This is a genomic window from Klebsiella sp. 2680, from assembly GCF_900198535.1.
Lineage (GTDB): Bacteria > Pseudomonadota > Gammaproteobacteria > Enterobacterales > Enterobacteriaceae > Klebsiella > Klebsiella indica.
This window is the reverse complement of sequence record NZ_FZNJ01000001.1, coordinates 513,742-527,315: the sequence shown is the minus strand read 5'-3', so window position 1 is coordinate 527,315 and position 13,574 is coordinate 513,742. Positions and strand designations below refer to the sequence as shown.

12 protein-coding genes are annotated in these 13,574 nt (G+C 53.6%); 5 read left to right on the top strand and 7 right to left on the bottom strand.

Annotated features, from left to right (window positions below; translation table 11 throughout):
* Nucleotides 1-485 precede the first annotated feature (485 nt).
* Both FN037_RS02645 and FN037_RS02640 read right to left on the bottom strand, forming a co-directional pair.
* Nucleotides 486-629, bottom strand: a complete 144-nt coding sequence (locus FN037_RS02645; protein WP_142501488.1) for an Ecr family regulatory small membrane protein — start codon at nucleotides 627-629, stop codon at nucleotides 486-488.
* Between the two features lie 147 nt (nucleotides 630-776).
* Nucleotides 777-1,721, bottom strand: a complete 945-nt coding sequence (locus FN037_RS02640; protein ID WP_142501487.1) for a VirK/YbjX family protein — start codon at nucleotides 1,719-1,721, stop codon at nucleotides 777-779.
* Between the two features lie 164 nt (nucleotides 1,722-1,885).
* On the opposite strand from FN037_RS02640, the gene pphA reads away from it, so the two are divergent.
* Complete coding sequence (gene pphA / locus FN037_RS02635; protein WP_142501486.1) at nucleotides 1,886-2,539, top strand: protein-serine/threonine phosphatase; 654 nt, start codon at nucleotides 1,886-1,888, stop codon at nucleotides 2,537-2,539.
* Here the strand turns inward: pphA and FN037_RS02630 are convergent.
* The 5 genes from FN037_RS02630 to yebS form a co-directional block, all read right to left on the bottom strand.
* A complete protein-coding gene (locus FN037_RS02630) occupies nucleotides 2,536-2,727 on the bottom strand; it encodes a YebW family protein (RefSeq protein WP_142501485.1) in 192 nt (63 codons plus the stop codon). The two genes, pphA and FN037_RS02630, sit on opposite strands and share 4 nt — an antisense overlap.
* A 95-nt stretch (nucleotides 2,728-2,822) precedes the next feature.
* Entirely contained in the window at nucleotides 2,823-3,062 is a 240-nt protein-coding gene (locus FN037_RS02625; protein WP_138361468.1) for a YebV family protein, read from the bottom strand.
* A gap of 116 nt (nucleotides 3,063-3,178) precedes the next feature.
* The gene (rsmF, locus tag FN037_RS02620; RefSeq protein ID WP_138361467.1) at nucleotides 3,179-4,612 is read right to left on the bottom strand and encodes a 16S rRNA (cytosine(1407)-C(5))-methyltransferase RsmF; all 1,434 of its coding nucleotides are present in this window, start codon (nucleotides 4,610-4,612) and stop codon (nucleotides 3,179-3,181) included.
* Nucleotides 4,613-4,689: 77 nt separating this feature from the next.
* Nucleotides 4,690-7,323 carry a PqiB family protein gene (locus tag FN037_RS02615; RefSeq protein ID WP_142501484.1) on the bottom strand — a complete coding sequence of 878 codons (2,634 nt, stop codon included), beginning with the start codon at nucleotides 7,321-7,323 and terminating at the stop codon, nucleotides 4,690-4,692.
* Nucleotides 7,292-8,575 carry a membrane integrity lipid transport subunit YebS gene (gene yebS / locus FN037_RS02610; protein WP_138361465.1) on the bottom strand — a complete coding sequence of 428 codons (1,284 nt, stop codon included), beginning with the start codon at nucleotides 8,573-8,575 and terminating at the stop codon, nucleotides 7,292-7,294. Before yebS ends, FN037_RS02615 begins: the two co-directional genes overlap by 32 nt.
* A gap of 132 nt (nucleotides 8,576-8,707) precedes the next feature.
* Between yebS and FN037_RS02605 the strand changes: the two genes are divergently transcribed.
* The 4 genes from FN037_RS02605 (at nucleotide 8,708) to htpX (ending at nucleotide 13,328) form a co-directional block, all read left to right on the top strand.
* On the top strand, nucleotides 8,708-9,205 hold the full coding sequence (locus FN037_RS02605; RefSeq protein WP_142501483.1) for a GAF domain-containing protein: 498 nt from the start codon (nucleotides 8,708-8,710) through the stop codon (nucleotides 9,203-9,205).
* A 97-nt stretch (nucleotides 9,206-9,302) separates the two neighbouring features.
* Nucleotides 9,303-9,980: an RNA chaperone ProQ gene (gene proQ, locus FN037_RS02600; RefSeq protein WP_142501482.1), complete on the top strand. Its 678-nt coding sequence runs from the start codon at nucleotides 9,303-9,305 to the stop codon at nucleotides 9,978-9,980.
* A gap of 19 nt (nucleotides 9,981-9,999) precedes the next feature.
* Nucleotides 10,000-12,033: a carboxy terminal-processing peptidase gene (prc, locus tag FN037_RS02595; RefSeq protein WP_138361462.1), complete on the top strand. Its 2,034-nt coding sequence runs from the start codon at nucleotides 10,000-10,002 to the stop codon at nucleotides 12,031-12,033.
* Between the two features lie 413 nt (nucleotides 12,034-12,446).
* Nucleotides 12,447-13,328 (top strand): protease HtpX, encoded by an 882-nt coding sequence (gene htpX / locus FN037_RS02590; RefSeq protein ID WP_138361461.1) that lies wholly within the window; start codon nucleotides 12,447-12,449, stop codon nucleotides 13,326-13,328.
* Nucleotides 13,329-13,574 lie beyond the last annotated feature (246 nt).

Genomic DNA, 13,574 nt, shown 5'->3' with positions numbered 1-13,574 from the left:
ATATTACCCGAATATCCGTATTCGGTCTGACCATACTCTGCTCCGCGCCGTGAGAGTGCGGATATTCTGTGAGCATGGGGAATTCTTGAGAGCAGACCATCCTTCGGTGGTTTGTTAATGGTCTTCGATTTGGCGGATTAACGCGCAGTTTTGCTGCGAAAAGGCGTGATTTCTCATGTTGGTTTTTGTTTTACCGGCGGGGAGAGGCAAGGTGAGAATTTGTAAGTGGACCCTGGACAGCATTGCAACAAAAAACTGACTAAAAAGAGTTAAGAAGAAAAGAAAACACCTGCACGTAATCAGGCCCATAGTGCAGGTGAAGTTTATGGGCCAACATCGGAAGTCGCTCAGTATACACATTTGTATGACAAATAAAACAGCGGACAGGAAAATGCGTTAACACTTCATGCGGTTATTTCATCAGGGTGTTTATTACCCGAACGGTACGGCAGGATACGGCGGGCATACAAATTGCCACAGGGCCTTTATTCTGGCACCACAAAAGTCGGATATAGCCAGCTTTCGAGATAACTCACCAGGATCCAGATTTCATTGCTAAGAATAAACCAGAGCGCAGAGGCTAAAATAGTCAACAGGATAGCCAGAAGGAGGATTTCTGTTTTGCTCATAACGGCAATAGGTGCTCGGGAAGCGTGCAATGAAGTCATGATAGTAACGAAAACCTCGTAACGGATGCAAACGCCGCGACACCAAACGGCATTTATCCTGTGGAACAGGCACTGTTAAGGATGGCGGGGGCGCGCTGGCGTGTCATGTTAATCCATGAGCCTCGTCATCCGGGAAGCCATATCGTCCAGCAACTGGAAGCGACGGCGATATTCGGCGCGTTTTTTACTGGCAATATTTTCCAGTTTCTTTCTTTCCAGCCGGAGCGGTAAACGCCAGCACAGATCCCCATCCGCAATACCCTCAATAGATTGCCAGAACTCATCGTAGCTGGCGTGAAAGTGGCGTCCTTTGCTCAGCCTGTAGCGTAGCGCACGGAAAACGTGACCGTTATCGCTCACCCCGTAAATGCGCTGAATGTTGCAATGCGCGGCCAGCAGCCAGATGAATTCCAGCAGTAAACGTTTCGGAAACAGACCATAGCAGGCGCGAGTCGCCCGTTTAATGACCTCATGGGGGATATGACTGCGCGGGCCCTGTAGACCGCCGATGATCAATTGCCATTGCGCCTGCTGGCGGATAACGCTGAAGGTGGCGCTGGCGAGCAGGGTTTGATCGCTATCGTGCAGCCACAGGGTCGTCTCTCCCTCGCGCTCCGCTTTTCCCGCCGAGGAGGCGGAGAGGGTAAACCGGTGATCATCTTTGCCTGTGAGTATAAGCAGCGGCATCTCTTTTGCCGCGGTCATCGCGCAGGCAAGACGTGAACCGGGGAGTGAATCGATAAACTGATAGTGGCTAATAATTGCCTGCGCACGCTGGCGAGCGCTGAATCCGCGAATCAAATACTGGCGATGGACTTTTCCCGGCAAGGTTCCCTGGGCGGAGAGGAGCTGGTTGAAGTCCGCGCGCGCTGACAAATTATCCAGCATATCGCGCGTTGGCGCATAAAATAAAGCCGTGCGCAGCAAAAACTTAAGCCGGTAATGACGTTTGAGCCAGATCGGCGCGGGAGTCAGTCGGCCCATTACCAGGTCGGCAATAAGATTTTGATGTCGTTCAACGACATTAGCTGAATGCAGGCTGTTATCCGTCACGGTGAATACCTCGTTGTTATCTGGCCTGTATTCTATGGATATAGCGTGATGAGCTTAATGTCCTGGCGAACTATATTTTGTTTTCGTTTAAAATTGATTGAGGTGTAAAGATTATCGGCGGGAAGTGGAGTAATTTCCCCGTCATTATGCCAGGAGGATGAAATATGTATCAGCGCATTGACGGTTCCGCGTGGCGTAATATCTGGCTGGTCGGCGATCTGCATGGCTGCTTTACGCCGCTTGTTGCTGCGCTGCGTGAGCGAAAGTTTAACCCTTACCAGGATCTGCTTCTCTCGGTAGGCGATCTGATCGATCGCGGGCCGCAAAGTGCGCAGTGTCTGAATTTACTGGGCTGCCGCTGGTTTTACGCGGTGCGCGGAAACCATGAGCAGATGGCGCTGGAGGCGCTGGCGAGCAGCGACATGATGCTCTGGGAGATGAACGGCGGAAACTGGTACAGGCAAAGTTCGCCGAACCAGCGGCGGCGGCTCGCGGAGATGATTGGCCGTTGCCGCCGTCTGCCGCTGATTATTGAACTTCACAGCGGCGAGCAGGTGCATGTGATTGCCCATGCTGATTATCCGGCAGCGGTGTATTGCTGGCAGCAGCCGGTGGATGAGCTGCAGGTATTGTGGAATCGGCAACGCCTTAACAACCATCTGGCCGGGCGTCACCACGCGATGACCGGCGCGGACCATTTCTGGTTCGGTCATACGCCGCTTAAACGGCGCTATGACTATGATAACCAGCACTATATTGACACCGGGGTGGTGTTTGGCGGGGCGCTAACCCTGGTGGCGCTACAGCAGGCAGGTTAAAAGTCGCTGTATTCGCGGGCGGGAAGCCAGAAACGATCAATAAAATCTTCTACAGGAAAGCAGCCGCCGTGGCGTATCCGCTGATCGTTCATCGCGTTGATACACTGCCGTTCGTTATCGTAAACATCCACGACGATGTCTTCGCAGCCGCCATCCAGGTAGCAAATAAACAGCACTAAGGCAAACATTCTGCCCTCATCTCTGAGAAAACATATGAATAAGTGTAGGAGATGTCAGGTTAAGGGGGAACAAATAACCCGTCTGAAGCGACGGGTTCATTGGGTCAGGCAAGGCGCATGACCCAGGCGTCGGACTGGCGGTCATAGTGCTTACGGTAGAGGACGGAATGTTCGCCATCAAGTATGGCGGGTATGCTGGTGTCTGCGTCCCATGCATCAAGCTGCATGCATAAATCCGGATCGGATTTACAGGGAATGCTTAACGTTCGCTCTCCCTGCTGTTCGCCATGCAGTTCGGCGTCATCGATTTCAAACGCGCCGATACGTACGCTGGTTTTAGTCATAAATTAACCCCGTTTATCTGCTGAATTGTGGTACGACCAGTCAAGGGCCGACACTTTTCAGCGTAGACAAACGTGCGAAAACCGCCAGTGAAAAAATGCGGTTTTTATGCGCCGCATCACGACTTGCCGCTAAACAGCTTCCCGTCGCGGACCAGTTCGCGGGGATAGCTATTTTTTAAACGCGATCCCACTTTTTTCGCCAGTCCCAGCGGCGCGCCCTGAAAAGTGACAATGACATCGTCCTGCAGCGGGAGCGTTTCAGGGTAGATGTCGCGACCGCGATACCACTCTTCCGCCTCGGCCTGGGTCAGTTCAAAAGGCGCAGCTGGCGCGGCAAAGGCAATAATCGCTTCATGTTGCCAGCGGTAGCCTTTATTGTGCGTTTCGGCAAGACGAATCCCGATACGGGAGAAACGAACTTTACCAAATAATGCGTCGAGCGCCCGGGGAAACAGCCAGATTTCTTTATCACGCTGCCAGAGTGTATGGCTGGCGTCCCACCGCAGGCCAATAGCGGCGGCAGCGGCGGTAACGGCGGCAGATTCACGATTTTTCAGCGGGGTGAACGGAAATTTGCCAACCTTATAGCCGGGCGTGGGGAGTGGTTCGATGGCGGCGGTTTTACGCAGTCGGGCGACAAAGAAGCCTTCGCAGTCAAAAATCTGCGGGAAGACGTGCAGGAATCCCTCTTCGGTCAGCGCCTCGTTAGCCTGCGGGAACAGCGAACCGAGCGGCAACACTTCCGCGGCCTGCGGGAAGCGGGCTAATAGTCCGTTGACCACATCTTCGTTTTCCTGCCGGTTCAGGGTACAGGTGGAGTAGACCAGCGTGCCGCCCGGGCGAAGCGCGTGGAATGCGCTATCGATCAGCTCACGCTGGGTCCGCGCGATTTCCTCGTTGCTTTCCGGCGACCAGTTTTTCAGCGCATCGGGATCTTTACGCACCACGCCTTCGCCGGAGCAGGGCGCATCGAGCAGAATAGCGTCAAAACACTCCGGCAGCGCGGCGCCGAATACCCGGCCATCAAAATGCGTTAGCGCCACGTTGCCGATACCGCAGCGGCTGATATTGGCATGCAGCACTTTGACCCGACTGGCGGAATATTCATTCGCCAGAATCCCGCCTTCATTGTTCATCCGTGCGGCAATTTGCGTCGTTTTGGACCCCGGCGCGGCGGCGACGTCCATTACTCGCTGCGGCATTTCATTGTCCGCAAACAGCGCGGCGACCGGCAGCATGGAGCTGGCTTCCTGAATATAAAACAGCCCGCTGAGATGTTCCGCCGTACTGCCAAGCGGCACGGCGTCAGTGTCTTCGCGTTCGATCCAGAAACCTTCTTCGCACCAGGGCACTGGCGTCAGTTGCCAGCCGTAGGGGGCAACCCGTTGCAAAAAGTCAGCGACGGTGATTTTCAGCGTATTGACACGAATGCTTCGGCGCAGCGGACGCTGGCAGGCGTCGATAAAGTCAGCGAAAGAGAGATGCGCTGGCATCGCCGCACGCATTTGAGCGAGGAATTCTTCAGGGAGATAGACAGGGTTTTGAGCCACGAGGTGCGCACCACAACAAAATAAGGGGACGCAGTTTACCATAAAGGCTCCGGCATCGGACACCGGAGCCTTTGGTGTTAACGTGGCAGAGCGGTACCCCATTCGCGCCACTCTTTTGGTTCACTCTCCAGCAGCAGGAAATGTTTGCCATCCTGTGCTTTCGGCGCCAGCGGCGTACCCGGCGGCGTCGCAAAAGCGATACCGCCGCGAATAAACTGATTAAAGGTTCCGGTTTTTACCACTCCGCCAATCAGGCCAAAATCGAGGCTATAGCCGGAAGCCAGCCAGAATACGGAGTTGTTGCGTACCAGATACTGATAACGTTTACTGATGCGCAGTTTCACCATCACCCGATCCGACATTGAGCCAAGCGTCAGACCGGTCACCGTCCCGACTTCAAGCCCACGGAATAGCACCGGCGTACCGATACCCAGTGAACCCGCTTCCGGGGCTTCCACGATAATGCTCAGACCGTCGATATAACGTGAATCGCTAATCGTGGTTTCCTGAATTTCGAAATCACGACTCGGTGCGCCACGGCCGGGTTCGACGTTGATATAGGCCTGGAACAGGGTATCGAGATTCTCGACACCGGCTGCGGAAATTTGCGGCGTAATCACGGAGAAACGGGTCCCTGCGCGGGCAAACGTATTAACGTATTCCGGGTACAGAACGGCCTTCGCCTGTACTTCGTTTTTGGCGGTAATTAAATTCAATGATTGGATCTGGCCGATATCAATCCCCAGATAGCGAATCGGCATACCTTCCTTCATTTTTCCGGCGTCGAACGCATGCAGGGTGATTTGTCCGCCGACCGCACGGGCGGCGGTTTCCGATGCATACAGAATGCGTTTATTATCGATACGCGCGCCGGAACTGGCGCCGCTGAGGTTATCAAAACTGATTGCCCCTTTCAGCGCGCGGGAAAGCGGGGAGGCCTGGACCGTCAGACCGCTGCCGTTAAGCTGAACTTTGGCGCCGCCTTCGGCCCAGAATACGCTGTTGCTGGTCAGCAAATGACGGTATTCCGGCTGGATATGGATATCGATCTCAAAGGCGTTTTTCCGTGGACGGACGCTGATGATTTCGCCTACCGCAAATTTACGATACAGCACCACGGAGCCTGCCTGTATGTCCGGCAGCGTCTCTGCGGAGAGGCTGAGGGTGGTGGTGGGCACGTCGCTCAGGCTGTTTTCCTGCGCTTTTTCCTGATTAGCGTACAGCGGATAGTGGCGTTGCATCTCCCCTTTACTGCCCGGAATAATGCGAATGCCGCCGTTGAGCCACTCGCTGGCGCTGGCGCCAAGGAGCTGTACGCCGTCGAGGCCAACTTTGACATCAATACGGCTGTTGACCACGAATTTGCTGTCGCCATGAATCAGAGAACGATATTCCGGCATCACGGCCACCTGGAAGGTTACGCCATCGGCGTGCAGTTCGCGTTCCAGCACCTGACCGATTTGCACGCCGTGCAGGATCAACGGCTGTCCGACATTGATACCATAGCTTTCCGACGCGTTCAGCGTCACCGTCGCGACATTCGGCTCTTCGAGCAGCGATTTATCGGCCGGCAGAACCACAAAGTGGTCGCGCGGCTCGCCTTCACCGGGAATCAGTTCGAAGGTCGCTCCGGTCAACAGCGCGCTGATATCAGGATTCTCCAGAGAAATTTTCGGTTTTTTCATCTGAATCAATGTCTTCTCACGCAGCAGTCCGACGACGCTCGGGTCGACAGTCATTTCACCGGTCACTTTCCCGTCGGCATTCAGATTCAGCTTGCTAAGCAGACCAACCTCCAGGCCCTGATACATCAGCGGCGTGGAGCCCGCTTTGAGTCCCGCGCCATCGGTAAGTTCCAGTTTAATTACGACGCCGCGCTGGCTGTGGGCCAGATCGTCATATAGCCGGTAGTCGCTATTTTGTTGGGCCTGTGGCGAATTATTCGGTGAATCAAAGGCAATAGCGCCGTTAACCAGCGCGGAAAGACTTTCCAACTGGACTTTCGCGCCGCTTAAGCTGATGTCTGCCTTAACCCCGGAAACGTTCCAGAAACGGCTGTCTTTTTTCACCAGATTGGTGAACCGACGTTCAATCAGAACATCAATCGTCACGCCCTGATTGTTGGGATTAATGGCGAAGTCATAAACCCGGCCGACGGGAATCTTGCGGAAATAGACCAGTGAGCCGCTGGTTAACGCGCCTAAATCCGCCGACTTGAGGTGAATCATCAGCTCGCCGTTATTAATGTGGTATTGCGGCTGAGTATCGAGGGCGACAAAGTGATCTTCCGGATCGCCCTGGCCGGGCATCATGCCGATATAGTTCCCGCCGACCAGCGCATCAAGGCCTGAGACGCCGGCAAGAGAGGCTTTCGGCGTCACCAGCCAGAATTGTGTATCCTTGCGCAATGCATCTTTCATATCCCCTTTGATGCTGGCTGAAACTTCGATCTTGCTCAGATCTCTGCTCAGAGAGATATTCTCTACCGTGCCGACTTCCACCCCCTGGTAGCGGATGGGCGTGCGCCCCGGCACGATACCATTAGCTGACTGGAAGTCGATGGTGATCGTCGTGCCGTGATTTTGGTAGCTGGTCCAGATGAGCCAACCGGCAATCAGGAGCGCAATGACCGGCAGTAACCAGAATGGCGAGATGCGGCGTTTAGTTTTGATTTTGGCTTCAGTCGTCGAAGCGGGCGTTTCCTGACTCATGTGCGTCCCAAAGTAAGCGGCTGTCCAGCCATTCTACAGCGAGGATAGTTAATATCACTGCGGCGCCAAAATAGACCGCGGCGGGCCCCATCGTAAACGCGAGGAGCTGATCGCGATTGATTAGCGACATGGTTAATGCAATGACAAAAAGATCCAGCATTGACCAGCGACCAATCCAGGTAATCAGCCGCAATAGCCGGATGCGGGTACGTAGCCCCTGTTCGCATTTAAATTGTATGCTGAGCAGTAGCGTAAATAACACAATAACTTTAGTGAACGGCACCAGAATACTGGCAATAAAAACCACGCCAGCGATGGCGATGTTGTTGTTCGCCAGCGACATAATGCCGGAAATGATAGTGTCATCCTGGCGGGTACCGTTGATGTAGATAATCGATATCGGCAGCAGGTTCGCCGGAATCAAAAAAACCATCGAGGCAAGCAGCGCCGCCCAACTCTTTTGCAGGCTCTGTGGTTTCCTGTGGTGCAGAGGCGTATGGCAGCGGCGGCAGCGGCCACGGTTATCGCGATGGCCGGTATAATGGCAGCCAGGGCAAACTTGTAAGCGACTATCCGGCTGCTGCGCCGGGCGAGTGGGGTAAAAACGCGTCCATAGCTCCTCGACATTCAGATGAATGAGCGTCAGGATACTGAGCAACGTCAGGGAGATAAACGCGATAAGCCCGATTCCCGGTTGCAGGAACGCATAATCCTGCACCTTGATGGCGGCGACGCCGATGCCGACCAGATAAATGTCTAACATGACCCACTCTTTGAGCCGCTCCAGCATCAGCAAAACCGGGCGCAGATTCATTCCCAGCACGTTACCTAGCCACAGATAAGCGATGGAGACGACCAGCAGAACCGGCGCGACGATAGCGCAAAACAGCACCATCGCCGCCGTCAGCGGATCGCCCTGGCTGGTCATTTGCCAGATCCCCTGAAGTACGTTAGCGTCAATACGGACACCAAGCAGGTGCAAATGGAGAAGCGGCTCGGTCCAGGCAAAAGGCATTAGCAGTAGCATGGTGATAGCCATGCTACCCAGCCGAGAGAGCGACCAGTCACGACCATCACGGATTTTAGCGTTGCAGCGAGGGCACCATGCGCTTTGATTCCTTTTAAGGACCGGTAAGTGGAAGAGCAGATCGCACTGCGCGCAGCGCTGGTAATGGGCGTGCAGAATGGGCTCGCTTACCGCGTGGACGACGATCTTTTTCGCTGGCGTAATCCGGGATATTTTTAGTGGCATTTATAACGTGCGTGAATGAGTGTATCTCTCTATCTTAACCCAGGAATGAATTCATCTTGAGCATGAACGCATTTAAAGCTTATTTTATTAGAGTGTACGTGTCAGGTAGTAAGGCAACTAAGCGAATAAATAATGAACAAATCAGAATTTTACGCGGATCTGAACCGCGATTTTCAGGCGTTAATGGCAGGTGAAAGCAGTTTTTTGGCGATGATGGCCAATACCAGCGCGCTGCTGTTTGAGCGGCTGGCTAATGTGAACTGGGCGGGTTTCTATCTGCTGGAAGGCAATACGCTGGTTCTTGGCCCGTTCCAGGGCAAGCTGGCCTGCGTGCGTATTCCGGTTGGCCGCGGTGTCTGCGGTACTGCGGTTGCACAGAATCGCGTGCAGCGCGTAGCGGACGTGCACGCGTTTGACGGACACATTGCCTGTGATGCCGCCAGTAATTCTGAGATCGTCTTTCCGCTGCGGGTGCATAATCAGGTGATCGGCGTCCTGGACATTGATAGTACGGACTACTCTCGTTTCACCGCTGAAGATGAACAGGGGCTTACCGAACTGGTTGCGCAGCTTGAAAAATGCATTTCTGCGACTGATTATCAAAAAATATTTACCCACGCCGCAGGATAATCAACGGATAACGTAGCATTTAGCGATGGCGTCATTATAATGACGCCTGTTCATGCCTGCGGCTTGTTGGCGACGTCCGTTGTAATCAGGAAATTTCATGGAAAATCAACCTAAGTTGAATAGCAGTAAAGAAGTCATTGCGTTTCTGGCCGAACGTTTTCCTCAGTGTTTTAGCGCTGAAGGGGAAGCGCGCCCCCTGAAAGTCGGTATTTTTCAGGATCTCGTCGAACGTGTTGGCGGAGAGATGAATCTCAGTAAAACCCAACTTCGCGCTGCTTTGCGTCTCTATACTTCGAGCTGGCGTTATCTCTACGGCGTTAAACCCGGCGCTGTCCGCGTCGATCTCGACGGCAATCCTTGCGGCGAACTGGAAGAGCAGCATGTCGCTCATGCCCGCCAGCAACTGGAAGAAGCAAAAGCCCGCGTTCAGGCGCAGCGTGAGGCCCAGCAGGCGAAAAAACGTGAAGCCGCCGCCGCCGCAGGTCAGTCGGAAGAGGGCGCTCGCCGTCAACGCAAACCGCGTCCTCAGATGCGTCGCAAAGAAGGCGCTGAACAATCGCGTAAACCGCGCCCGGCGGTGGCCAGGGCACCCCGTGAAGAGCGTCATACCCCTGTATCAGATGTGTCAGTATTGACCGTAGGTCAGGCGCTGAAGGTGAAAGCCGGTAATAATGCAATGGACGCCACCGTCCTGGAAATCACCAAAGATGGCGTTCGTGTACAGCTGACTTCTGGTATGTCAATGATTGTACGCGCAGAACACCTGGTGTTCTGAAACGGAGGCCGGGGCAGGCATGAACAAATTCTTTAAGCTCACCGCGTTGGCGGGCCTGCTGGTTATAGCAGGCCATGCGTTCGCCATAGATGATATCACCCGGATTGATCAAATCCCCTTGCTGAAAGAAGAGCCGCAGCATGCGACGGTGAGCGAGCGCGTGACATCGCGCTTTACCCGTTCTCACTACCGCCAGTTTGATCTCGATAATGCCTTTTCGGCGAAAATTTTCGATCGTTATCTGAATCTGCTTGATTACAGTCACAATGTGCTGTTAGCCAGCGATGTCGCGCAGTTCGCCACCAGGAAGGACCAAATCGGTGATGAACTGCGCAGCGGCAAGCTGGATGTCTTTTACGATCTGTATAACCTGGCGCAGAAGCGGCGTTTCGAGCGCTATCAGTATGCGCTGAAGGTGCTGGAGCGTCCGATGGACTTCACCGGCAATGACACCTTCAATCTTGATCGCAGCAAGGCGCCCTGGCCGAAAAACGAGGCTGAGTTGAACGCGCTGTGGGATGCGAAAGTGAAGTTTGACCAGCTTAGCCTGAAGCTGGCGGGCAAAAACGATAAAGAGATTCGTGAAACCTTAACCCGTCGCTACAAATTTGCCATTCGTCGTCTGGCGCAAACCAACAGCGAAGACGTTTTTTCGCTGGCAATGACCGCTTTTGCCCGCGAGATCGATCCGCACACTAACTACCTTTCACCGCGTAATACCGAGCAGTTCAACACGGAAATGAGCCTGTCTCTGGAAGGTATCGGCGCAGTGTTGCAGATGGATGATGACTACACGGTGATCAACTCTCTGGTTGCTGGAGGTCCTGCGGCGAAAAGCAAAGCGCTCAGTGTGGGGGACCGCATTGTTGGCGTTGGACAGCCGGGTAAAAGCATCGTTGACGTGATTGGCTGGCGTCTTGATGATGTCGTCGCGTTGATTAAGGGGCCGAAGGGAAGCAAGGTCCGTCTGGAAATTCTGCCTGCCGGTAAAGGCGCGAAAACGCGTATTATCACTTTGACGCGCGAACGTATTCGCCTTGAAGACCGTGCGGTGAAAATGTCAGTCAAAACCGTCGGCAAGGAAAAAGTTGGCGTGCTGGATATCCCGGGGTTCTATGTCGGCCTGACGGATGACGTGAAGGTGCAACTGCAGAAGCTGGAGAAACAGAACGTCAGCAGCATTGTTATCGACCTGCGCAGTAACGGCGGTGGCGCGCTGACCGAAGCGGTTTCGCTTTCCGGCCTGTTTATTCCATCCGGTCCGATTGTTCAGGTACGCGATAACAACGGTAAGGTACGCGAAGACAGCGATACAGACGGTGTGGTGTATTACAAAGGTCCGCTGGTTGTGCTGGTTGACCGCTTCAGCGCCTCGGCGTCTGAAATTTTCGCCGCAGCGATGCAGGACTACGGTCGCGCGCTGATCGTCGGTGAGCCGACCTTCGGCAAGGGGACCGTCCAGCAGTATCGTTCTCTGAACCGAATTTACGATCAGATGCTGCGTCCGGACTGGCCGGCTCTGGGCTCTGTACAGTACACCATTCAGAAATTCTATCGTATCAATGGCGGCAGTACGCAGCGTAAGGGCGTCACGCCGGATATTATGATGCCGACCGGTACCGAAGAACGCGAAACCGGCGAGAAGTATGAAGATAACGCGCTGCCGTGGGATAGCGTCAACGCCGCAAGCTATGTGAAATATGGCGATCTGACGCCGTTTGAGCCGGAACTGCGGAGGCTCCACGATCAGCGTATCGCGAAAGATCCAGAGTTCCAGTACATCATCAAGGATATTGCGCGCTATAACGCGATGAAAGACAACCGCAACATCGTTTCTCTGAACTACGCGAAGCGTGAAAAGGAGAATGAGGAAGATGATGCGATTCGTCTGGCGCGCATTAACGATCGCTTGAAACGGGAAGGCAAACCGTTACTGAAGAAACTGGAAGATTTACCGAAGGATTACCAGGAGCCGGATCCGTATCTCGATGAAACGGTTGATATTGCGCTTGACCTGGCTCATCTGGAAAAGGAACCGCCAGCCGGTAAATAAGCATACAACGGGCACAAGTGATTGTGCCCGTTTTCATTTCACTCACTGCTGCGCGTCCTGTGGGCACAATGTCGGTCAGTTCAGTCGCTCTCCGGGATTTTACGCCGGTTTATTCGCCTGGGTAATTATCCTTTTTCTTGCCGTGCTTTGGCGAAATAGCGCATTTTTCCCCATGTAGATCTGTGGCCTGTGAACGGCATCGCGCGTTTCGCTCGCACCATGATCCGGATGTTTTTTGCTTAATCTCAACAAAATGTCAACCTCTCTTCCGGGCGTCAGCAAGATGCTACAAAATGTAAAGTTGTGTCTTTCTGGTGACTTAGCCGCCCCTGATAGTTGAAAATTGGTGTTCTACCCATACCATGTGGGTAATCGCATAGTGCGTTTTGTTAAATTGAGGTTAAAAGAAAATTATGATGCGAATCGCGCTTTTCCTGCTGACCAACCTGGCAGTGATGGTGGTATTCGGGCTGGTGCTAAGTCTGACGGGAATTCAGTCAAGCAGCATGACCGGGCTGCTGATCATGGCGCTGTTGTTTGGTTTTGGCGGTTCTGTTGTTTCGCTGCTGATGTCGAAATGGATGGCGCTAAAATCGGTGGGTGGAGAAGTTATTGAGCAACCGCGTAACGAAACCGAACGCTGGTTAATGAATACTGTCGCACAGCAGGCACAGCAGGTGGGAATCGCTATGCCGCAGGTGGCTATCTACCATGCGCCAGATATTAACGCTTTTGCAACTGGCGCACGTCGCGATGCGTCTCTGGTCGCCGTGAGCACCGGGCTGTTGCAGAATATGAGTCGTGATGAAGCAGAAGCGGTTATTGCCCACGAAATCAGCCACGTAGCAAATGGTGATATGGTCACCATGACGTTGATTCAGGGGATCGTAAACACCTTCGTTATCTTTATCTCGCGTGTTATCGCGCAGATTGCGGCCGGTTTCCTCGGCGGCAACCGTGATGAAGGGGAAAGCAGCAACGGTAACCCGCTGATCTACTTCGCGGTTGCCACGGTACTGGAGCTGGTATTTGGTATTCTGGCCAGCATTATCACTATGTGGTTCTCCCGCTACCGTGAGTTCCACGCGGATGCCGGTTCAGCAAAACTGGTGGGGCGTGAGAAGATGATCGCCGCGTTGCAGCGACTGAAAACCAGCTACGAGCCGCAGGAAGCCAGCAGTATGATGGCGTTTTGCATCAATGGTAAAGCGAAATCTATGAGCGAGCTGTTTATGACGCACCCGCCGCTGGATAAACGTATCGAAGCGCTGCGTAGCGGAGAATATCTGAAATAACGCTTCGCGTCGGGAACAGGCACTAAAATCCGCAACTTTCGGGCCTAATGCCGTTCACTTAAGCAAATCATCGGTGTTATCTTTTGTTTTATTTGCCTGTGGCAAACGCATTATCGGTGGTTTAAACGAAAATCTGATTCGGTTGATTCACTAACTGAGCTGATACGGGCTGAAATATAAAGGATATAATTTTTTATGACTTTCAGCCTCTGAAAAGCCACTGACGAATAACGGACTCACCGCATG